We start from the raw sequence: 21,850 nt of genomic DNA, 5'->3' as shown, positions 1-21,850 counted from the left end.
GGAGCCGATGGACCGGCAGGCCGGTCTCGGGAAAATGGGCTCAGTGGACGGGCCTGGTGTGCAGCGCTTCCTGTATGGAGTCCAGCAGCGTTTCCAGGTCCTCGATCTCGAAGGGCTTGAGCAAGGTCCGCACCTGGGGACCCCAGGCGGCCGGGTAGGGCCCCAGATCGTAGCCGGAGCACAGGATGATCCAGCGCTGCGCATCGGCCTGCAGCAGCTGCCGCGCCAGATCGGTGCCGGACAGGCCCGGCAGACTGACATCGGAGACCACCACGTCGAAAGGCTGGCCCGCATCCAGTTCCAGGGCCTGCTCGGCAGTGGCGCAACTGGTCACGAAACGGGATTCGCTCTCCATCAGCAGGCCAATGGTTTCTCGCAGGTCGGCATTGTCTTCAACGTACAGGATTCGCATATCTCTTTGTTGCAGTGCGTCATGCTGCTATCAAAAAGGCAGCATGGACGAGGGCTGATCATCCACACCCGCCGCCCTCCATCACGTAGGACAGCATGCAAACTTGGTCGACGGTTGCCTTCTGTGCGCGCCAGGCGATGGATTGTGCAATACAAAGGCAAGTCCCACGAACGGCCTGTGCGATCTCAAGTCTGGGCAGTGGGCAGGGGATCCAGCACATGCCTTTGCACGGGCAGGAATTCACCGGCCTGCCGCGAATAGTCCCAGCGCGTGAGCTGCCGGCGCCAGTCCTGGCCTGTGGCGCCATCCCGATGCTCCAGGGTGAACAGGCTGTTGGGCGCATGGGCGCGCAGCCGCACCGAGACCGCGGTGCCCGCCTGCGCTGCCCACAGCCCGGGCAGGGGCTGGACCAGGCCGGGGTCATGCCCATGGCCCGAGAGCACCAGTTGCGCTCCGGCATCGCGCCAGCGGGCCAGGGCCTGCGCGGCGCGGTGAGGACGGTGGCTGCGGTCCTCTTCGTGGGCCGCAGCCAGCGGGTGGTGGCTGACGACGATGCGCCAGTCGGCGGGGCTGGCCTGCTCCAGGCGCTGCGCCACGTGCAGGATCTGCCCGGCCGACAGGCTGCCGCGCTGGTGGCGCCACCAGCGTGTGGTGTCCACGCCGATCACGCAAAAGCCTGGCACGGCGCACCAGGGCTGCAGTTCGGAATCGATCCAGCGCACATAGCGGTCGTGGGCGTGGCCACCCAGCCGTTCCCACCAGGCGAGCAGCGGCAGGTCGTGGTTGCCGGGCACCACCAGTCGCCGGGGCACGGAAAGGCTGTCGAGAAACTCCCGCGCCTGGGCAAATTGCGCGGCCGTGGCGCGCTGGGTCAGGTCGCCGGAGACCACCAGCAGCGTTACCGGCAGCCGGGCCGCCAGTCTGGCCACGGCGGCGCACACGGCCTGATCGTGGGCGCCGAAATGCAGGTCCGACAAATGCATGAGCAAGGCCATGGGCGCTCCTTGTTCCTCATTCGGCGGTCAGGAGGAGGCGGGCTCTGCCGGGGCAGGCACCACCAGCCACAGCGGCTTCTCGCCCAGGCGAAAGCGGATGGGCGGTGCCATCCATTCGCGTTCGCCATCGAAGGCCACCTTCATGCGGCGAGGACGCCGTCCTGCAGGCTCCGCCACCAGCTCGGTACAGGCCAGGCTGGCGACGGCATCGTCCTGGGCCAGCCGTCCCATCACCGCATTCCAGACCACGCGCGCCGGGGCCTCGCTGGCCTGGGGCAGCAGCAGCACGGCGGCCAGATGCCGGCCATCGGCCACGGCGCGGGCCTCGTCAATCCCCACGCGCTCCAGCTGCAGCGGGTTGTTGCCGACGAACAGGGTGGTGGCCAGGTGCTCCTGCTGCTGCAACGGCGCATCCCGGTCGGGGCGCAGGGCCACGCGCCAGCGGCGCACGCTGCCGCCGCGCAGGATGCTCCAGATGGAGGCGGCAATGGCCACCAGCCGGGTGCGGCCGAAGCGGGTGGACGCGCGTTCGCGTTCGTCGAGCAGGCGGGGGTACAGGCCCAGGCTGGCGTTCACCAGGAAAAGCCGTTCGTTGACCAGGCCCACGTTCACGGCCCGCATCTGGCCGGCCTGCAACGCCTGGAGAATGTCCTGCACGGCCTGGGCCGGCTCCAGTGACAGCGCCTGCTCGCGGGCGAAGTAGTTGAAGGTGCCCAGCGGCACCACGCCCATGGGCACGCCACGCGACCAGGCGGCCGAGGCCACGGCATTGATGGTGCCGTCACCGCCGGCGGCCACGACCAGGCCGCCGTCCCTGCGGGCACTGTCCACGGCGCTGGCGGCCAACTGCACGATGTCGGCCCTTGCGCCCGGCACATGCCAATGCACGCTGCGCTGCTGCAGCGCCGGCACGCCGGTCAGGCGGGCGCGCAGCTGCTCCAGGTCGGCGCCGGGGCGCAGCGGCACGATCAGGTGGATGGGGCCGGCGGGATCAAGCCTGGGCGGCTGGTTGTCGCAAGATGAGGGCGTCATGGAAGGAAGCGGGCTGGAACAGGCGCCGATTGTTCCGTGGATGGCACCTGCCGGTGCACCGGATCATGCAAGCGGTGCGCGTCAGCCAAAGCCGATAGTCTGCGGGCTGCTGACTGTACCTGTTCACTCGCGCCAGGGGGCGCGGTAGTCCAGCATCTGCGCCAGCGGCACGGGCCGCTCGAACAGATAGCCCTGCGCATGCTCGCAGCCGAGCTCGTGCAGCAGCTGCGCCTGGGCCTGTTCTTCCACACCTTCGGCGACCACCTTGACGCCAAAGCCCTGGGCAATGCGCAGCACGGCGGTCACGATGGCCTTGTCGGACTCGGAAGCCGGCAGCTGGCCCACAAAGCTCTGGTCGATCTTGATGCAGTCAAAGCGCAGGCGGCTCAGGTAGGCCAGGGACGAGTAGCCGGTGCCGAAGTCGTCGATGGCGATCTTCACGCCCAGCGCGCGGATGGCGGCAATGCGCTGCAGCGTGGCGTCGCTGTCGTCCAGCAGCATGGACTCCGTCAGCTCCAGGGTCAGCACCCGGGCGGGCAGGCCGCTGGTGGCCAGCGCCTGCTCCAGCGTGCAGGCGAAGTCGGACTGGATCAGCTCGCGTGCCGACATGTTGACGTGCAGCTCGAAGTCGGCCGGCAGGTGTGCAAGGTGCAGGGCAATATCGTGCGCCGCCGTGCGCAGCACCCATTCGCCGACGCTCAGGATCAGGTCCGACTCCTCGGCCACCGGGATGAACACGCCCGGCGGCACCCTGCCGCGCGTCGGGCTTTCCCAGCGCACCAGGGCCTCGGCACCCACCATGCGGCCCGTGGCCAGATCCACCACGGGCTGGTAGAAAACGCGCAGTTCGTTGCGCTCCAGCGCCTGGCGCAATTCCATGGCCAATTGGGTGCGGCCCAGCATTTTCTGCGCCAGGCTGGGCTCGAACAGCAGGAAGGGGTGCGAGCCGCGCTGCGCCTCACCCAGCGCAATGCTGGCGTTGCGCAGCCACTCGGGCAGCGCGCCCGGCAGCAGCTCGCCGCTGACGGCGCCCGCGCAGGCGCGCAGCACGATGTCGTCCTTGCCCACGGAAAATGGCTGGTCGAAGATCTCCAGCAGATGGCGGCATTTGTCCTGTACCTGCAGCGGCGTGCACTCGTGCAGCCACAGCACGGCGAATTCATTGCTGGCCGTGCGCGCCAGCAGGGCCGGAAATTGCAGATGGTGGTTGAGCAGCCTCTCTGCCACGGCCCGCAGCAACTGCTCGCCCGTGCCATGGCCCACATCGTCGCGCACGCTGCGGAAGTTCTGCAGCTCCAGCAGGCACAGCGCGGCAGGGACGGGCGCGCCGGCGTTGGCGGCCGCGTCGGCCTGCTCGATCAGGCCGGCGCGCGTGAGCAGCTGCGTCAGGCTGTCGTACTGCAGCAGGGTGCGCATGTGCTCGAAGGATTCCTGCAGCCGCTGCGCCATGTTGTGGAATGCCGAGACCAGGGACGAGGTTTCCACCACGGACGTGTCCGGCAGCGCCTTCACCGCGCTCCAGTCACCCTGGGCCAGGCGGTTGGCCGCGTCGGCCGTCACGGCCAGGGGGCGCAGCGCCCTGCGCAGGCACCACAGGCCCAGCGCCAGCCCCAGCAAGGCCAGGCCGAAAGCCAGGAAAAGGGTCTGGCGGCTGTCCTCCCGCATGCTGCTGACCAGATCGGACTCGGGCTGCAGCACCAGGATCCGCCAGTCGATGCCGCGCACATCGTGGAAGGGGGTGACCTGCCCGTGGTAGATCTGGCCCTGCTCCGTGAAGCTCAGGTTGATGACACGGTCAGGGCCTGTCCGGGCTGGCGTCGAGCCCTCGCGCGCATGCCCGGGCAGGTGCTCGGGAAGCCGGGCTGCCAGCGAGCGCAGCGCCAGGTCGGGGCTTTCGGACAGGCGCAGGCGCACGGGCGGGTCGTAGGGGCCTTCGCGGCGTTTCAGCACCGACAGCTCGGAGGAGTGCGCCACCATGTAGCCCTGCGCATCGACCACGGCGATATGGCCATTGCCGCGCAGGGGCTCGTCGCGCAGAAAGCGGTTCATGCTGCTCAGCCGCACATCGGCGGCCAGCACGCCGGCCAACTGGCCGGACACACGCACCGCAGTGGCTGCGGAAATCGTGGCATCACCCCGGTCCCCCGTCACCGTGTAGATGGGCGACCAGTGCGGGCCGTCTTCGCGAATGGCGGGCTGGTACCAGGGACGCACGCGGGGGTCGTAGCCGGCAAGGCTGGACATGGGCGGGCCCGGCTGCAGTCCCTCGAAAATCTGCAAGGTTCCCTGGGTGCTGTGGTCCTGAAGAATCAGGCGGTAGTGGCCATCGGGCTCCAGCCGCACCCCCGTGTATTCGCCTTGCACGCCTCCAAAGCTCAACAGGCTGATCTGGTGGTGCTGGGCATAGAGCTCGGTGAATGAGCGTGTCAGATAGCCATAGATGGGCCGCAGGTCTCCGGGGGTGTAAAGCGCCTGCCGGGCCACGGTCTCGGCCAGGGCCTGCTGCACGCGCAGCGGAGTCTCCAGATAGTCGGCCAATTGGTGGCGCGTGGTGGTGGACAGGGAGTCGAGCAGCCGCAGGCTTTCGCGATTGATGAGCTGGTCCACCTGGCGCTGCTGCCAAGCCGCCAATAGCCCGGCCGTGACCACAAACACCGCAATGAAGGGGGCCGTGACTGCCGTGCGAAGTGAGAGCCGAAAGGCGGGCATGCAGAGGTTTCCGTAGCGTGCGCCGGGCAGCCAAGGGCCGGGTCTGCCTGCGACAGCGGCCATTGTGCAGTGCCTCGGCAGACTTTCGCGGCAGCGGTCGCCCCTGTGCAGGAGCTCTCCCGTGGGTGATAGGAAAAATTGTCGATAAATGATTTTCAGTAGAAAAAATGAATACTGAACGGGCATTTGCAGCGATGCAAAGGCATGGTCAGGGCGTCTGCAATGCCTTCCATTGCGGCACTCCTTTTACATATCCGTTTACAAATTGATCTTCATTACATGTAGACATCACATGTAATGGTCGCTATGGTATCCGCATGGAACAAAAGACATCAGCCCACTACCAGCGTCTGCACCGGCAACGGCTGCGCGAGCAGGGGCTGGTGAAAAAGGAGGTCTGGATTCTTCCAGAGTACGGTGCTGCATTGCAGCAATTGGAAAAGCAAATGCGCGTGTCCGGCTTGCAACCGGATTCAATGGTTCTCATCCACAAGGAGGGCAGCATGGACAACAGCAGACAGGCATATCGGGATATTCACGCCTTGGCGGGCGATCTGCAGCAATCAACGCTGGTGCAGGGCGGCCGGCTCCATATCGAGGTGCTTGAAGGCGCGGACGCCAGTCTGCTCATCAGCCTGCCCGAATTCGGCGATCTGCCGGTCCACGTGGCCCTGTCGGGCGACCAGCTCGTGGTGGAGGCCTTTCTCTGGCCCGCCGACCAGGTGCACGACCGCGCCGGCCTCAACGAGCAGATGCTGCGCCTGCAAAAGCTGTTTCCCTTCACCACCATGGCGCTGGAACCCCAGGCCCATGGCGGCGAGGGCTATGTGATGTTCGCCGCCCTGCATGCCAGCAGCAGCGAGGGCGACATCATTGCCGAAATCCTCACCCTGGCCGACAGCGTCATCCAGGCCACCGAGGCGCTGGCCCACTATCTGACCCCTGCGCCGGTGCCCGCGCCAGTGCAGGCCTGAAGCCTGCCCGTTGAAGACACTGAGCCCCAAGGAGATCATCATGACCATCTGGAACAAGCTGGTGACCGCGTTGCGCGGCGCAGCGCACGAGGCCGGCGAGGCGGTGACAGACAGCCAGGCCCTGCGCATCCTGGACCAGGAAATCCGCGATGCCGACAGCGACCTGAACAAGTCCAAGGAAGCGCTGGCCGACATCATGGCCAAGCAAAAGCTGGCGGCCGGCAAGCTCAAGCAGACCCAGGAACGCATTGCCGAGTACGAGGGCTATGCCGTCAAGGCGCTGGACACCAGTGACGAGGCGCTGGCGCTGGAAGTGGCCGGCAAGGTCTCCGTGCTGGAGACGCAGCGCGACGAGGAGCAATCCCAGCTGGATGCCTACACGCAAAGCGTGGAGCAGCTGCGCGTGGCCATACAGACGGCGCAAACGCATATCAAGCGCCTCAAGCAGCAGGCCGACACCGTCAAGGCCACGGAAAGCGTGCAGCGCGCCCAGGCCACGGTGGCCGGCCGCTATGCAGGATCGCAGACGCGCGTGCAAAGCGCGCTGGATTCGCTGGAACGCATCAAGCAAAAGCAGGCCGAGCGCGGTGCGCGCATGGAAAGCGCGGCCGAGCTGGCGCGCGACAGCAGCGAAGACGCGCTGGATGCCAAGCTGCGTGCCGCCGGCATCACGACCCAGGCGGGCAATGCGCAATCGGTGCTGGAACGCCTGAAGGCGCAGCGCGCAGCCGCTGGCGGAAAAAGCGCTTGATGCGCGGCCGTGGTCCGGGCAGGCCGCGTCGTGCCCGCCGTCCTGGCTGCCGGGTTTGAAGGGAGGAGATAAAACATGTCTGCATTCCTGCAATACGCGTTCGGCTTTCCGACCTTCATCTTCGGCGCCTTGCTGCTGTTCATGCTGCTGTACTGGCTGATCGCCATGCTGGGCCTGCTGGAGGTGGACTCGCTGGACCACTGGGTGCTGTTCGACGGCAGCGACCATGCGCACGGTGTGGAGCATTCGGCCAGCGCGCTGGCCGGGCTGCTGCTCAAGGTGGGCCTGGGCGGCATTCCGCTCACGGTCATCCTCACCGCGCTGTTCCTGCTGTCCTGGCTGGCTTCCTATGTGCTGTGCCATTTCGTGCCCATGCCCCAGGGCTGGACCCTGGTGAACCTGCTGACCGGCACCTTGGTGGCCGTGGCGGCTGCCGTGCTGGGCTTTGCCGCCACGGTGCTGGTGCTGCGCCCGCTGCGGGGCATCGTCAACAAGGTGGCGCCTGCAGAGGAGCCCAAGGTGCTGCTGGGCCGCACCGGCCTGGTGCGCAGCGCCGTGGTGGACGGCACGCAGGGCTACGGCAGCGTGGAGGACGGCGGCGCCGGCCTGAACGTGCAGATGCGCTCGCCCGAGCGCGCACTGGGCCGGGGCACCGAGATCGTGCTCATCGAGCACCTGCCCGAGCACAACGCCTGGCGCGTGGTCAGCAAGGCCGAGTTCGACGGCACCGAGCTGCCGCGCTAGCTCCAGGAATTTCCAGGAATTCCTTCCTATTCGTTCCCATTGATTCCCATTGGCCCGGGCGCCCGTGCGGCGGGCGCGGCCTTTGCGTTTTTCAGCGTTTTCACAGATAGCAATTCACAGGGGAGATTCGCATGAACATGAGCAACATGGAGTGGTACATCGTCGCCGGGGTGGTGATCGGTTCCGTCTTCGTCGTCATCCTCGGGCTGTTCGCCCTGGTCAAGGCCTTCTATATCAAGGTCCCGCAGGGCACGGCGCTGATCATCAACGACACCACCTCGCAGCCCAAGGTCAAGTTCACGGGCGGCCTGGTGCTGCCGGTGATCCACAAGAAGGAATTCATGCAGATCTCGCTGCTGACGCTGGAGATCGACCGGCGCGGCAAGGAAGGCCTGATCTGCCGCGACAACATGCGCGCCGACATCACCGTGGCCTTCTACCTGCGCGTCAATGAAACGGCCGAGGACGTGCTCAAGGTGGCCAAGGCCATCGGCGTGGACCGGGCCTCGGACAAGACGGCCGTCAACGACCTGTTCAACGCCAAGTTCTCCGAGGCGCTCAAGACCGTGGGCAAGCAGATCGAGTTCGTGAAGCTGTTCGAGAACCGCCAGGATTTCCGCGACCAGATCATCCATGTCATCGGCAACGACCTCAACGGCTATGTGCTGGAGGACGTGGCCATCGACTACCTGGAGCAGACTCCCAAGTCCTCGCTGGACCCCAACAACATCCTGGATGCCGAAGGCATCCGCAAGATCACCGAGCTGACGGCCAACCAGAACATCGTCACCAACGAGCTCGAGCGCAACTCCGACCTGGCCATCACCAAGAAGAACGTGGAGACCAAGGAAGCCATGCTGGCGCTGGAGCGCCAGCAGGCCGACGCCGAGGCCCGCCAAAAGCGCGAGATCGCCACCATCCAGGCCCGCGAGCAGGCCGAGACCCAGAAGGTGCAGGAAGAAGAGCGCCTGAAGGCCGAGCAGGCCCGCATCCAGACCCAGGAGCAACTGGACATCCGCGAGGAAAACCGCCAGCGCGAAGTGGCCGTGGCCCAGCAAAACCGTGAGCGTGCGGTGGTGATCGAGGTCGAGAAGGTCACGCGCGCCAAGGAGCTGGAGATCGTGGCCCGCCAGCGCGAGGTGGAGCTGCAGCGCATCGAGAAGGAAAAGGCCATCGAGGTCGAGAAGGCCAACATCGCCAACGTGGTGCGCGAGCGCGTGGTGGTGGAAAAGTCCGTGGCCCAGGAAGAGGAGCGCATCAAGGAAGTGCGCGTGGTCTCCGAGGCCGAGCGCATGAAGCAGGTCACCGTGCTGACTGCCCAGGCCCAGGCCGAGGAAGACATGGTGCGCCAGGTCAAGAAGGCCGAGGCCGAAGAGGCTTCCTCGCGCCACAAGGCCGTGGAAGTCACGACCATGGCCCAGGCCGAGCTGGAGGCGGCCAGCAAGACCGCCGAGGCCAAGAAGAAGCTGGCCGAGGCCATCGAGGTCGAGCGCGCCGCGCCCGGCCTGGCCGATGCCAAGGTGCGCGAAGTCACGGCCGCCGCCCTGGAAAAGGAAGGCCTGGCGCAGGCCAGGGTGATCGCCGAGAAGATGATGGCCGAGGCCAAGGGCCAGCAGGAAAAGGGCCTGGCCGAGGCGCGCGTCATCGAGGCCACGGCCGACGCCAACGAAAAGCAGGGCCTGGCCGATGCCAAGGTGCTGGAAGAGCGCCTGCTGGCCCAGGCGCGCGGCGAGGCCCAGGTGGGCGCGACCAAGGCCTTGGTCACCCGCGACGTGGGCACGTCCGAGGCCGATGTGCTGCGCGACAAGCTCTTCGCCGAGGCCAAGGGCCTGACCGAGAAGTTCACCGCGCTGGCCTCGCTGTCCGACCAGGCGCGCTCGCATGAGGAGTTCCGCATGCAGCTGGAGAAGAACTTCGAGCAGGCGCTGGCCGCCATCGAAGCCAACAAGAGCGTGGCCAAGGACCAGTCCGAGGTGCTGTCGGCCGCGCTCAGCAAGGCCAACATCGACATCGTGGGGGGCGAGGGCGCCTTCTTCGACAACTTCGCCAAGGCGCTGTCCGTGGGCAAGGCCGTGGAAGGCGTGGCGGGCAAGAGCCCCATCGTGCAGGACCTGATCGGCAAGTTCCTCAGCGGCAAGGGCGGCGCATCGCTGCTCAACGCGCTGGGCGACGGCAAGGGCCTGCCGCCCACGCAGAGGGTCGACTGAACGGTCGATTCAACGGCCGACTGAACGGGGCGGCCGCCCGGCCGCTCCCTCCGCCGGCTGCCCAGCCTCCCGCATCCGCCTTCGTCTTCGCCTGCCTGCCCGCCCGTCTGCCGGCCGGCGGGGAAAGGCGTGAATGGTCCCTGACACGCGAAAGCCCGTGACGCCCATGTCCCAACCGTCCCCATCGTCCACACCGTCCTCACCGCCCCTCTCCCCCGACACTGCCGCCTCCGCCGTGGACCAGGCAGTCGCCAGCGGCGGCTCCTACGAAGTGCTGGCCAAGCGCCTGGACGGCCAGGGGCAGGCGCTGGAGGCGCTGGTGCGCCAGCTCAACGAGGAGCGGCTGGAGGAATTCGGCCGCAGCCAGATGGAAGTCATCGGGCGCATGCGCGTGCGCACCGAAAACAACTGCCTGGGCCGCGACATCGCCCAGGTCGGCGGCTACCTGCTGTTCGGCTACAACGTCTTCATGGGCCTGAAGCAGTCCACGCGCGTGGAAGACGTGTTCGGCCTGTACCGCCTGCACGAGGGAGAGCAGGGCTACGAGGTCACTCCCGTGGACCTCAAGGACAGTTTCCTGGGCATACAGAGCTTCGTGCAGGACTTCCAGGAGCTGTACGCCTACTACAAGAACACGCGGCTGATGCAGCTGGCCGTGCGCGACGGCAAGCTGCTGGCGAGCTTCCAGATCGGCGAGCGCCTGTCCGATGTGCGCGTGTTCCGCTGGTCCGTGCCCGTGGACGGCCAGCCCATACGCTACATAGACAACCGCGGCGAGCGCGACATCGAACTGCCTGCGCCCCATGACTTCGAATGGCAGCGCGCCGGGCGCGAGCAACTGGTGCAGGGGCGCCACCCGCACATCAACGTGCTGGACAAGGTCTTCGTCGAGACCCTGGGCGGCACGCTGACCATCAAGGTCGAGAACAACACCAACGACGGACTGGGCATCTACAGCGAGCCCGTGCAGGAGAAGAACCAGTCGCTGGACGACGCCGTGTTCGAGTACGCCGCCGTCGGCAGCCTGATCCTGCTGAAGATCCTGCCCTACCGCGAAGAGCAGTGGCGCTACCTGATCTTCAACACCGTCTCCCGCCAGGTGCTGCGCATGGATGCCATCGGCGCGGCCTGCATCCAGCTGCCGCAGGACCACGGCATCATCTTCCCGGGCGGCTACTACCTGCAAAGCGGGGAGAACCGCTCGTTCGAGCAGAACATGCAGGGCATGCGCTACCGGCGCAGCATCCGATCGCCCAACGGCGAGGACGTGCTCTACGTGTTCTACGAGCCCGAGAGCGGACGCATGGCGCTGTTCAAGTACAACCTGATCGAGCGCGCCCTGCAGCCGCCCATCATCGGCCACGGCCATGCGCGCATGGACGACGGGCGCATCGTCATCTTCGCGGCCGAGAGCAACGAAGCCTCGCGCGTGCACCCCATGCAGGTCTGGCGCACGCCTTTCGCCTCGGACGACTACGCGGCGCGCCAGCCGCAGCGCGACAGCTTCCTGGGCCGCATAGGCAATGCCGAGCTGGTCAGCGGCATCTCGGACCTGTACAGCGTGCGCAAGGAAATCGCGGCCACCGAGGTCTCGCTGCCGCGCTACGAGCGCCTGATCGACGCCGCGCGCCGCCTGTTCGAGCGCTACCACTGGCTGGGCGCGCCGCAGCTCAAGGGGGTGCACGAGACCCTGCTGGGCATCGTCGCCACGGGTGATGCGGTCATCGACGAGTACGAAAAGGTCGAGAGCATCCGAAATGCCTCGGCCAAGGCCATGGGCGAGGTGTCCGGCCGCCATGGCCGGTTGCTCAAGCAGTTGCGCCTGGCGGACTGGAAGGGCATTGGCGAATACGTGGATGCGCTCACCCAGCTGGGCCAGCTGCGCGGCCAGCTCATGGCCACGCGCGACCTGCGCTATGTGGACCAGGCCGCCATCGACACCATGGTGCAGGGCGTCAACGAGGCCCAGGCCGATGTCTCCCAGCGCACGGCCGCCTTCATTGCCACCGACGAGGCCATGCAGCCCTATGCCGAGCAGCTGCAGGCGCTGGACCAGGCTGCGCAGGCGGCAGCCACGGTGGCGCAGATCAACCAGCCGCTGGCGCGCATGGCCGACATGGCGGCCGCGCTGGACATGCTGTCCGAGCTGATGGGCAGCCTGTCCATCGACGACGCCACGCAGCGCACCCAGGTGGTGGACCGCATCTCGGCCGTCTACGCGCGCCTGAACCAGGTGCGTGCACGCGCCGAGCAGCGGCGGTCGGGCCTGGGTGGCGCCGAGAACGTGGCCCAGTTCGCGGCCCAGCTGGCGCTGTTCTCGCAAAGCATCGTCAGTGCCCTGGGCCTGGCGCAGACGCCCGAGAAATGCGACGAGCAGCTGGCGCGTCTGCTGGTGCAGCTGGAGGAAATCGAAAGCCGCTTCGGCGAGCACGAGCAGTTCCTTGGCGACATCATGGCCAAGCGCGAGGAGGTGCTGGAGAGCTTCGAGGCGCGCCGCCAGTCGCTGCAGGACGAGCGCCAGCGCAAGGCGCAGGGCGTGCTGGACGCGGCGCTGCGCATCGTGCAGAGCCTGCCCAAGCGCACCGAGAAACTGGCCAGTGCCGACGCGCTGCATGCGTTCTTTGCAGGCGATCCGCTGATCGGCAAGCTCAAGGAGCTGTCCCAGCGCCTGCGAGAGCAGTTGCACGACCCGGTCAAGGCCGACGATATCGACGGCCGCGTCAAGAACCTGCGCGACCAGGCGTTTCGCGCGCTGCAGGACCGCAGCGAGCTGTACGAAGGCGGCGGCGCCATCATCCGCCTGGGCCGCCACCGCTTCAGCGTGGGCAACCAGGAACTGGACCTGACCCTGCTGCCGCGCAACGGCGCATTGTTCCTGCACCTGGTCGGCACCGAGTATTTCGAGCCCGTGGACAACCCCGAGCTGGCCGCTTTGCAGGCCTACTGGGATGCCTCCACGCCGGCCGAATCGGCAGACTTCTATCGCGGTGAATACCTGGCCCTGGAAGTGGTGCAGGCCGCACGCCAGCGCCGTGACGGCTGGAGCGAGGCCCGGCTGGCCCAGTTGCTGCCCGACGAGGCGGCGCTGACCCAGGCCATCCGCGAATTCTCCGCGCCGCGCTACCGCGAAGGCTATGAGCGCGGTATCCACGACCATGATGCGGCCCGCATCCTGCAGGTGCTGCTGCCCCTGCGCGATGCCGCCGGCGTGCTGCGCTTTGCGCCCGACGCCCGCGCGCTGGCCCTGCTGTTCTGGAGCGCACAGGCCCAGGTGCAGCAGCCGCAGCTGGCTGCCGCCATGGCGCAGTGGCCGCTGCGCGCCCAGCAGGCCCAGGCCATGCAGCAGATGTTCGGCAGCGAGGCCGAGCAGCTGAGCCTGCGCGCCGACATTGCCGAGCGCCTGCGCGCCTATGCCGACGAGCGGGGCCTGCTGCGCGACCTGCTGCCAGGACAGGCGGCGCCCGCAGACAGCGATATCGACAGCCTCATCCACGGCGCCGCCGACTACCTGCAGGCCGAGCTGGCGCAAAAGGCCGTGCGCTTTTCCTTCTCCAGCTACAGCCAGTCGGCCATTGCCGCACTGCAGGCCGCCGTGCAGCAGCAGGCCCAGCCGCTGCAGCGCTGGGAGGAAATGCAGGCCTACTGGCAGGGCGAGGACCGGCACGACAAGCCTTTGGCGCCGCTGGACCAGCGCTGGCGCAGCGCGCTGCACTGGCTGCAGACCGCCTGTCGCGCGCTGGACGACGGGCAAGGGCACGCCTGGCTGGCCTATTGCGGCGAAGCCGCCGCCTGGCTGTGCTGCGCCGGCCCACTGCCCTGCAAGGTCAGCAATGTGGACCTGCGCCATGAAGTGCCGGGCCTGCTGGGCCAGCATCCGCGCATTGCGGACGGCCGCATGTGGCTGCAGATCGACGACCTGGGCCAGCGCGCCGCGCGCCATTTCCGCAGCTTTGTCCCCGAATTCGGCCGCTACCAGGCGCTGCGCCAGCAGCTGCTGCAGGACTGGCGCTCGCGCGTGCGGGTGGACGAATTCAAGGCCCGGCCGCTGTCGTCCTTTGTGCGCAACCGGCTCATCAACGAGATCTACCTGCCCGTGATCGGCGACAACCTGGCCAAGCAGATCGGCGTGGCCGGCGAGAACAAGCGCACCGACCAGATGGGCCTGCTGATGATGATCTCGCCGCCCGGCTACGGCAAGACCACGCTGATGGAGTACGTGGCCAACCGCCTGGGCCTGATCTTCATGAAGATCAACGGCCCGGCGCTGGGCCACTCCGTGCGCTCGCTGGACCCGGCCCAGGCGCCGGACGCCACGGCGGCCAAGGAGCTGGAAAAGCTCAACCTGGCGCTGGAGATGGCCAACAACGTGATGCTGTACATCGACGACATACAGCACACGCACCCCGAGTTCCTGCAGAAATTCATCTCGCTGTCGGACGGCACGCGCCGCATCGAGGGCGTGTGGAAGGGGCAGACCCGCACCCACGACATGCGCGGCAAGCGCTTTTGCGTGGTCATGTCGGGCAATCCGTACACCGAGTCGGGGGAGGTCTTCAAGATCCCCGACATGCTGGCCAACCGTGCCGACATCTACAACCTGGGCGATGTGCTGGGCGGCATGCAGGAGGTGTTCAAGCTCAGCTATATCGAAAACAGCATGACCTCGAACGCCGTGCTGGCGCCGATGGCCACGCGCAGCCTGCAGGACCTGTACCTGCTGCTGGACAAGGCGCAGGGCAGGGATGTCTCGGGCAACGCGCTGTCGCACGACTATTCATCGGCCGAACTGCGCGAGATCGAGGCCGTGCTGGCCCGCATGGTGCAGGTGCGCGAGCTGGTGTTCAAGGTCAACCAGCAGTACATCCAGAGCGCCGCGCAGGACGACGGCTACCGCACCGAGCCGGCCTTCCGGCTGCAGGGCAGCTACCGCAACATGAACAAGCTGGCCGAAAAAATCACCCCGGTGATGAACGACCAGGAAATGCAGCAGATGCTGGCCGACCACTACCAGGGCGAAGCGCAGATGCTGACCACGGGCGCCGAGGAGAACCTGCTCAAGCTCGCCGAGCTGCGCGGGCAGATGAGCGACGAGGACAGCGCCCGCTGGCAGCAGATACGCCAGCAGTTCCTGCGCCGCCAGGCCGCAGGCGGCGCCAATGCCGACGCTGCCACGCGCGTGACGGCGCAGCTGGTCGATCTGGTCGCCGCCACGCGCGAGGTGGCCCAGTCGGTGGCCCAGCCCCAGCAGCAGGCGATGCAGGAAGGCGCCGCTGAACAGTCCCAGCTCCTGCAAGCGCTGCAGGCACTGCTGGCCCGGCTGCTGCAGACGCAAAGCGCCGCAGGCGACTCGCTGCACGGCATACGCGAGCTGATGGCGCAAAGGGCGGCCAGCGAGCCCGTCGGCACCCAGGCCGGCACCCCGTCGGAGGTGCAGGCCGCCCAGGACCGTCAGGCCCTGGTCCACATGCTGGGCCAACTGCTGACCCGGTCGCTGGCCCAGTCCCTGGAGCCCGTGGTCACGCACCTGGACCAGGCCCGCCGCCAGCAGCTGGGCCTGCACCGCGTGCTGATGCAGGTGGCCACGCGCATGCAGGAGCAGATCGACGCCCAGCGCGCGGGCCGCCCCGTGCCGGCTGCGGGCGCCATACGCTCCGAGGAAATCGACAAGGCCTTCGAGCGCATGCAGCGCGGCGACGTGCCGCCTGCGGCCTAGGCGCTGCGCCGGGGCAAAGCCGGGGCAGGGCACATCGGCAAAGGCTGGGGCGCCTTGCTGGCGCTGCCTTTGCATGGGCCGGGGGCCCTCGCACGTCTGCATGCGCTGATCCGTCATCGGACAACCCGATGTCCCGGACGTTGGACCATCACCTACAACCCGGGGCGCGTCCCGAACCGATGCTTGGAGTGGCGTGTCCGCAGCAGTGTGCACGCCCCACGAAGAGCCAACACGATGGACGCCCCATGGAACACAACACCCAGCTTTCCGTTTCGCGGAGGGACCTGCTGATTGCAGGTGCCTCCACGGCTGCGGCAACGGCCGTGCCTCGATCGGCCGGCGCGCAAGTGCAGCCTCCCTCCATCCCCGAAGGGGTCCAGCTGCCCGTCACCCTGCAAGTCAACGGCAAGGAACACCGCCTGGACCTGGACACCCGCACCACGCTGCTCGACGCCCTGCGCGAGCACCTGCACCTGACTGGCACCAAGAAAGGCTGCGACCATGGCCAGTGCGGGGCCTGCACGGTGCTGGTGAATGGCCGGCGGGTTGTGTCCTGCCTGAGCCTGGCCGTGATGAACCAGGGCGCCGCCGTGACCACCATCGAAGGCCTGGGCACGCCGCAATCCCCGCACGCCATGCAGGCCGCCTTCGTGCGGCATGACGGATTCCAGTGCGGCTACTGCACGCCGGGGCAGATCTGCTCTGCCGTGGGCGTGCTCGACGAGATCCGGCAAGGCATGCCCAGCCATGCCAGCGAAGACATCGTGGCCCAGCCCCTGGTGTCGGCCCATGAACTGCGTGAACGCATGAGCGGCAACCTGTGCCGCTGCGGGGCATATTCCAACATCGTCGATGCAATCACCGAAGTGGCAGGGGAGGGGCGGACATGATTGCCTTCACCTACGAACGCGCCCAGTCCCCCGCGCAGGCTGCCGCCGCCGTGGCGGCCCGGCCGGGCGCCCGCTTCATCGCCGGGGGCACGAATCTGCTGGACCTGATGAAGCTGCAGATAGAAACCCCCGTGCATCTGGTCGATGTCAACGGCACCGGCATGGATACCGTGGAGCCCACCGCGCAGGGCGGGCTGCGCATAGGCGCGCTGGTGCGCAACAGCGACCTGGCCGCCCATGCGCGCGTGCGGCGTGACTACGGCGTGCTGACCCGCGCCCTGGTGGCCGGTGCCTCGGGCCAACTGCGCAACATGGCCACCACAGGCGGCAATCTGCTGCAGCGCACGCGCTGCCCGTATTTCTACGACACCAATATGCCGTGCAACAAGCGTGTGCCGGGCAGCGGCTGTTCGGCCATTGCCGGCGTGAGCCGCCAGCATGCGGTGATCGGCGGCAGCGAGGCCTGCATTGCCACCCACCCCAGCGACATGGCCGTGGCGCTGCGCGCGCTGGATGCCACGGTGGAGACCGTCCAGGCCGACGGCAAGGCCCGCGTCATCCCCATTGCCGACTTCCACCGGCTGCCCGGCAGCACGCCGCATGTAGAGACGGCCTTGCAGGCCGGCGAACTGATCACCTCCGTCACCCTGCCGCCGCCGCCGGGCGGCACGCACATCTATCACAAGGTGCGTGACCGCGCTTCCTATGCGTTTGCGCTGGTGTCTGTGGCCGCCATCGTGCAGCGCGACGGCAGCGGGCGCGTGGCCCTGGGCGGCGTGGCGCACAAGCCGTGGCGTCTGGAGGCTGCCGAAGCGTTGATGCCGCAGGGCGCCAAGGCCGTCACCGACCGCCTGCTGGCAGGCGCCCGGCCCACGCACGACAACGCCTTCAAACTCACGCTGGCCGAGCGCACGCTTGCCTCCGTGCTGGACCAGGCCAGGAACTGACGCCATGAAATTCGACACCCCCGCAACGGTCAACCCCATTGACCAGCTCAAGATCATCGGCCAGCCGATGAACCGCATCGACGGCCTGCTCAAGACCACCGGCACGGCGCCGTATGCCTATGAGCGGCATGACGTGGTCCAGCACCCGGCCTATGGCTATGTGGTGGGCTCGGCCATCGCCAAGGGCCGCATACGCAGCATCGGGCTGGCGCAGGCAAGCCGCGCGCCCGGCGTGCTGGCCATCGTCACCGCACAGACCGCTGGCAAGCTGGGCCAGGGCAAGATGAATACCGCGCCGTTGCTGGCAGGCCCCCAGGTGGCCCACTACCACCAGGCCGTGGCCCTGGTGGTGGCGGAAACCTTCGAGCAGGCGCGCGCTGCCGCGCAATTGGTCCGTGTGGACTACGAGCCCGTGGCTGGCGCCTATGACTTGGCCAAGGCCAGGGACTCCGCCGTGCCACCCGACAGCATCAATGGCGATGCGCCGGACACGGCCATTGGCGATTTCGACGGCGCCTTCGCTTCGGCCCCCGTGAAGGTGGACGCCACATACACCACGCCAGACCAGTCGCACGCCATGATGGAGCCCCATGCCACGCTGGCCGCATGGAAGGGCGACCAGCTCACGGTATGGACCTCGAACCAGATGATTGCCTGGGGGCAGGGCGAGCTGGCAAGGACGCTGGGCATTCCCAAGGACAAGGTGCGCCTGGTCTCGCCATTCATTGGCGGCGGTTTTGGCGGCAAGCTGTTCCTGCGGGCCGATGCGCTCTTGGCCGCACTGGGGGCGCGCGCGGCAGGCCGCCCGGTCAAGGTCGCACTGCAGCGCCCGCTGATGGCCAACAACACCACGCACCGCCCGGCCACCATCCAGCGAGTGCGCATCGCGGCAGGGCAGGATGGCAGGATCACCGCCATCGGCCACGAAAGCTGGTCGGGCGACCAGCCCGGAGGATCGGCGGACGGTGCCGTGGACCAGACCCGCCGCATGTATGCCGGCACCCATCGCATGACTGCCACCCGCCTGGCCGTGCTGGACCTGCCCGAGGCCAATGCCATGCGCGCCCCCGGCGAAGCCACGGGCCACATGGCGCTGGAGGTTGCCATGGACGAGCTGGCGGAAAAGCTCGGCATCGATCCCGTGGAGCTGCGCATCCGCAACGACACCCAGGTGGTGCCGGACAGCGGCAAGAAGCCGCAACCCGAGGCGAAGGAGGGCACCCCTGCCCAGGAGCACAAGCCGTTTTCCCGCCGTGAGTTCGTGCAGTGCCTGCGCACGGGCGCCGAGCGCTTCGGATGGAGCCAGCGCAATCCCCAGCCGGCCCAACGACGCGAAGGGCGCTGGCTGATCGGCCTGGGCATGGCCGGCGCCTACCGTGGCGCGCCTGTCATGAAGTCCGCCGCCCGCGTGCGCCTGGACAGGCAGGGCATGCTCACCGTGGAAACCGACATGACCGACATCGGCACGGGCAGCTACACCATCATTGCCCAAACGGCGGCCGAGATGCTGGGCCTGCCGCTGCAGCAGGTGCGCGTGCGGCTGGGCGATTCCGGCTTTCCCGTGTCTGCCGGCTCGGGCGGGCAATGGGGTGCGGCCAGTGCCACCTCCGGCGTCTATGCCGCCTGCGTGAAGCTGCGCGAGGCCGTGGCGCGCAAGCTGGGCATGGACCCGGCGACGGCCGAATTCTCGGATGGGCATGTGCAGGCGGGCGGCAAGCGCCGGGCCCTGGCCAGCGCTGCCGGCGACGGCGACCTGACGGCCGAGGATGCCATCGAATTCGGCGTGCTCGACAAGAAGATGCAGCAGTCCACCTTTGGCGCGCACTTCGTGGAGGTCGCCGTGGACGCCTTCACCGCCGAGGTCCGCGTGCGGCGCATGCTGGCCGTTTGCGCGGCCGGCCGCATCCTCAATCCCAAGACGGCCCGCAGCCAGGTCATCGGCGCCATGACCATGGGCGTGGGAGCGGCCCTGATGGAGGAGCTGGCCGTGGACACGCGCCTGGGCTTGTTCGTCAACCACGACCTGGCGGGCTATGAGGTGCCCGTGCATGCCGACATCCCGCACCAGGAAGTGATCTTTCTGGACGAGGTCGATCCCATGGCCTCGCCCATGAAGGCCAAGGGTGTGGGCGAGCTGGGCATCTGCGGCGTGAGCGCGGCCATTGCCAACGCCATCTACAACGCCACCGGCGTACGCGTGCGTGACTATCCGGTCACGCTCGACAAGCTGCTGGCGGGGCTGGGGAGGCTGGCATGACAGGGGAGTGCACCTGAGGCAGCCCGCTCAGGCCCTGGATTCTTGATGAACGAAGGCCGGTCACCTCTGGGTGGCCGGCCTTTTTGCATGTAGCCATCAATAGAACGCATAGCTTGCGCGTCCGTCGGCATTGGCCTGGAGAGGCTAGCGTGGAGATACTTTTTGCACTGGGAAATGTCGGCGCTGTGCACTCCGAACACAGGCCGCCCCGGTTTCCCTACAACAGAACCTGGCCTGGGTGCAAAGCGCCTGCCAGGGCAAAGAGACAACCTGCTCCGACAAGGACTTGTATGAAAGATATCCGCAAGACGATGGACGAGGGCGCCATGGCGCCGTTCCAGTGGCTCGCCGTGGCCATCTGCATCCTGCTCATCATGCTGGACGGCTTCGATGTGCTGGTGATGGCCTTCACCGCCTCGGCCGTCGCTGCCGAGTGGAAGCTCAACGGGGCGCAGCTGGGCGTGCTGTTCAGTGCCGGGCTGATCGGCATGGCCATAGGCTCGCTGTTCCTGGCGCCCGTGGCCGACCGCCGTGGCCGGCAACCCGTCATCGTGCTGTGCCTGGTCGTGGTGTCCGTGGGCATGCTGCTGTCTGCCGCAGCGCGCAGCTATGTGGAACTGGCAGCCCTGCGCGCCATGACGGGCGTGGGCATTGGCGGCATGCTGGCCAGCGTGGGGGTGATCACCTCGGAGTATTCATCGAACAAATGGCGCAGCACGGCGATTGCGCTGCAGGCCACGGGCTATCCGATTGGCGCCACGCTGGGCGGGCTCATGGCCGCCTGGCTGCTGGCACACCATGGCTGGCGCTCGGTCTTCGTGTTCGGCGGCCTGGCCACGGCGCTGATGGTGCCCATCGTGCTATGGCGGCTGCCGGAGTCGGTGGACTTTCTGTTGGGCCGCCGCCCGGCACGTGCGCTGGAAAAGCTCAACCGGCTGATGGCGCTGATGGGCCATCCTGCCTTGCTGCAGCTGCCTGCACGGGCCGGCGGCGAAGTCCGGCAGGGCAACACCGTGGCTGCCCTGTTCAGGAACGGCCTGGCGCGCCCCACGCTGATGCTCTGGGCCGGCTTCTTCCTGCTGATGTTCAGCGTCTATTTTTCGCTGAGCTGGACGCCCAAGCTGCTGGTGCAGGCCGGCCTGTCGGCACAGCAGGGCGTGACGGGCGGCGTGCTGCTCAACCTGGGAGGCATTGCCGGCGGCAGCCTGTTCGGCCTGCTGGCAGTGAAGGTGAGGCTGCGGCATCTGGCCATGGGCAGCCTGCTGCTGAATGCCTTGTTCACCGCGCTGTTCGGCCTGGCCTCGGCCAGCCTGGGCTGGGCGTTTGCCGCAGCGGTGGGCGTGGGCGTGTTCCTGTTCGCCTCCATGGCCGGGCTGTACGGGCTGGTGCCGGCCACCTATCCGGCCCAGGTGCGCGCCACCGGCATGGGCTGGGCCATAGGCATTGGGCGCATAGGCGCCATCGTGGCGCCCACCATGGCCGGCCTGCTGCTGGACGGTGGCTGGCAGCCTGCCTCGCTGTACTACGTCTTTGCCTTGCCGCTGATTGCCGCTGCGCTGGCCGTGTGGGCCACGGGCGCCGGCCGCGCCCTGGCGCCGGGGGGTGGCGCGCTGCGAGCGCCTGGTGCTTGATCCTTGAACCCCTATCCGTGAGCACGCGCCCGAGCGCCCGAGCGCCCGAGCGCCCGAGCGCCCGAGCGCCCAAGCGCCCAAGCGCTCAAGCGCAGGAGAAACACTTCCATGGCATTGGACAAACCCTATCTCGACGTACCGGGAACCACGGTCTTCGACGCCGAGCAATCCCGCCAGGGCTACTGGCTCAACCAGTTCTGCATGTCGCTGATGAAGGCCGAGAACCGTGAGCGCTTTCGGGCTGACGAGCGCGCCTATCTGGGCGAATGGGCCATGACGGCCGAGCAAAGACAGGCCGTGCTGGACCGCGACCTGAACCGCTGCATTGCGCTGGGCGGAAACATCTACTTCCTCGTGAAGATCGGCGCCACCGACGGCGTCAGCGTGCAGAACATGGTCTCGACCATGAGTGGCATGAACGAGGAGGACTACGGCCAGATGATGCTGGGCGGCGGACGCAGCATCAATGGAAACCGCTACCTGCATGAGCAGGAACGACAGGAAAAAGGCATCTGATGGCACGCATCACCGCATCCGTCTACACCTCGCATGTGCCCGCCATCGGCGCGGCCATGGACCTGGGCAAAG

Annotated in this window: 14 protein-coding genes; 10 read left to right on the top strand and 4 right to left on the bottom strand. The window is 67.5% G+C overall.

The genetic code is table 11. From position 1 onward, the window contains the following. Nucleotides 1-40 precede the first annotated feature (40 nt). From DTS01S_RS13515 to DTS01S_RS13500, 4 genes are all read right to left on the bottom strand, one after another. Nucleotides 41-412 (bottom strand): response regulator, encoded by a 372-nt coding sequence (locus DTS01S_RS13515; RefSeq protein ID WP_016446967.1) that lies wholly within the window; start codon nt 410-412, stop codon nt 41-43. Between the two features lie 185 nt (nt 413-597). Beyond that, nucleotides 598-1,407: a metallophosphoesterase family protein gene (locus DTS01S_RS13510; RefSeq protein ID WP_016446966.1), complete on the bottom strand. Its 810-nt coding sequence runs from the start codon at nt 1,405-1,407 to the stop codon at nt 598-600. Nucleotides 1,408-1,434: 27 nt separating this feature from the next. Next, on the bottom strand, nt 1,435-2,439 hold the full coding sequence (locus tag DTS01S_RS13505) for a diacylglycerol/lipid kinase family protein (protein ID WP_016446965.1): 1,005 nt from the start codon (nt 2,437-2,439) through the stop codon (nt 1,435-1,437). 123 nt (nt 2,440-2,562) lie between these two features. Further along, the gene (locus DTS01S_RS13500; protein WP_437438705.1) at nt 2,563-5,148 is read right to left on the bottom strand and encodes an EAL domain-containing protein; all 2,586 of its coding nucleotides are present in this window, start codon (nt 5,146-5,148) and stop codon (nt 2,563-2,565) included. 503 nt (nt 5,149-5,651) lie between these two features. Here DTS01S_RS13500 and DTS01S_RS13495 point away from each other — a divergent pair. From DTS01S_RS13495 to ligA, 10 genes are all read left to right on the top strand, one after another. After that, nucleotides 5,652-6,122, top strand: coding sequence for a YjfI family protein (locus DTS01S_RS13495; protein ID WP_223275219.1), 471 nt, complete (start codon nt 5,652-5,654; stop codon nt 6,120-6,122). Nucleotides 6,123-6,162: 40 nt separating this feature from the next. Continuing rightward, nucleotides 6,163-6,873 carry a PspA/IM30 family protein gene (locus DTS01S_RS13490; protein ID WP_061287883.1) on the top strand — a complete coding sequence of 237 codons (711 nt, stop codon included), beginning with the start codon at nt 6,163-6,165 and terminating at the stop codon, nt 6,871-6,873. 75 nt (nt 6,874-6,948) lie between these two features. Continuing rightward, the gene (locus DTS01S_RS13485; RefSeq protein ID WP_016446961.1) at nt 6,949-7,617 is read left to right on the top strand and encodes a hypothetical protein; all 669 of its coding nucleotides are present in this window, start codon (nt 6,949-6,951) and stop codon (nt 7,615-7,617) included. A gap of 131 nt (nt 7,618-7,748) precedes the next feature. Further along, on the top strand, nt 7,749-9,824 hold the full coding sequence (locus DTS01S_RS13480) for a flotillin family protein (RefSeq protein ID WP_061287860.1): 2,076 nt from the start codon (nt 7,749-7,751) through the stop codon (nt 9,822-9,824). A 166-nt stretch (nt 9,825-9,990) separates the two neighbouring features. Next, nucleotides 9,991-15,537: a DNA repair ATPase gene (locus DTS01S_RS13475; RefSeq protein WP_254787942.1), complete on the top strand. Its 5,547-nt coding sequence runs from the start codon at nt 9,991-9,993 to the stop codon at nt 15,535-15,537. A gap of 245 nt (nt 15,538-15,782) precedes the next feature. Beyond that, nucleotides 15,783-16,427 carry an aldehyde dehydrogenase iron-sulfur subunit PaoA gene (gene paoA / locus DTS01S_RS13470; RefSeq protein ID WP_017405591.1) on the top strand — a complete coding sequence of 215 codons (645 nt, stop codon included), beginning with the start codon at nt 15,783-15,785 and terminating at the stop codon, nt 16,425-16,427. After that, nucleotides 16,424-17,374 carry an FAD binding domain-containing protein gene (locus DTS01S_RS13465; protein ID WP_016446957.1) on the top strand — a complete coding sequence of 317 codons (951 nt, stop codon included), beginning with the start codon at nt 16,424-16,426 and terminating at the stop codon, nt 17,372-17,374. Before paoA ends, DTS01S_RS13465 begins: the two co-directional genes overlap by 4 nt. Before the next feature lie 4 nt (nt 17,375-17,378). Further along, a complete protein-coding gene (gene paoC, locus DTS01S_RS13460; protein WP_017405592.1) occupies nt 17,379-19,631 on the top strand; it encodes an aldehyde oxidoreductase molybdenum-binding subunit PaoC in 2,253 nt (750 codons plus the stop codon). A 290-nt stretch (nt 19,632-19,921) separates the two neighbouring features. Beyond that, nucleotides 19,922-21,262 (top strand): MFS transporter, encoded by a 1,341-nt coding sequence (locus DTS01S_RS13455; protein WP_017405593.1) that lies wholly within the window; start codon nt 19,922-19,924, stop codon nt 21,260-21,262. Nucleotides 21,263-21,370: 108 nt separating this feature from the next. Further along, a complete protein-coding gene (gene ligA, locus DTS01S_RS13450) occupies nt 21,371-21,778 on the top strand; it encodes a protocatechuate 4,5-dioxygenase subunit alpha (protein WP_061287858.1) in 408 nt (135 codons plus the stop codon). Nucleotides 21,779-21,850 lie beyond the last annotated feature (72 nt).

It is taken from the genome of Delftia tsuruhatensis NBRC 16741 (assembly GCF_001571325.1).
Taxonomy (GTDB): Bacteria; Pseudomonadota; Gammaproteobacteria; order Burkholderiales; family Burkholderiaceae_C; genus Comamonas; species Comamonas tsuruhatensis.
The sequence above is the reverse complement of the archived record's forward strand: the minus strand, read 5'-3'. Positions and strand labels throughout refer to the sequence as shown.

Coding starts and splice junctions, on each gene's coding strand:
- DTS01S_RS13485 (WP_016446961.1), top strand. CDS start 6,949: ATGTCTGCATTCCTGCAATACGCGTTCGGCTTTCCGACCTTCATCTTC.
- DTS01S_RS13490 (WP_061287883.1), top strand. CDS start 6,163: ATGACCATCTGGAACAAGCTGGTGACCGCGTTGCGCGGCGCAGCGCAC.
- DTS01S_RS13465 (WP_016446957.1), top strand. CDS start 16,424: ATGATTGCCTTCACCTACGAACGCGCCCAGTCCCCCGCGCAGGCTGCC.
- DTS01S_RS13500 (WP_437438705.1), bottom strand. CDS start 5,148: ATGCCCGCCTTTCGGCTCTCACTTCGCACGGCAGTCACGGCCCCCTTC.
- DTS01S_RS13475 (WP_254787942.1), top strand. CDS start 9,991: ATGTCCCAACCGTCCCCATCGTCCACACCGTCCTCACCGCCCCTCTCC.
- ligA (WP_061287858.1), top strand. CDS start 21,371: ATGGCATTGGACAAACCCTATCTCGACGTACCGGGAACCACGGTCTTC.
- DTS01S_RS13495 (WP_223275219.1), top strand. CDS start 5,652: ATGGACAACAGCAGACAGGCATATCGGGATATTCACGCCTTGGCGGGC.
- DTS01S_RS13505 (WP_016446965.1), bottom strand. CDS start 2,439: ATGACGCCCTCATCTTGCGACAACCAGCCGCCCAGGCTTGATCCCGCC.
- paoA (WP_017405591.1), top strand. CDS start 15,783: ATGGAACACAACACCCAGCTTTCCGTTTCGCGGAGGGACCTGCTGATT.
- DTS01S_RS13455 (WP_017405593.1), top strand. CDS start 19,922: ATGAAAGATATCCGCAAGACGATGGACGAGGGCGCCATGGCGCCGTTC.
- paoC (WP_017405592.1), top strand. CDS start 17,379: ATGAAATTCGACACCCCCGCAACGGTCAACCCCATTGACCAGCTCAAG.
- DTS01S_RS13480 (WP_061287860.1), top strand. CDS start 7,749: ATGAACATGAGCAACATGGAGTGGTACATCGTCGCCGGGGTGGTGATC.
- DTS01S_RS13515 (WP_016446967.1), bottom strand. CDS start 412: ATGCGAATCCTGTACGTTGAAGACAATGCCGACCTGCGAGAAACCATT.
- DTS01S_RS13510 (WP_016446966.1), bottom strand. CDS start 1,407: ATGGCCTTGCTCATGCATTTGTCGGACCTGCATTTCGGCGCCCACGAT.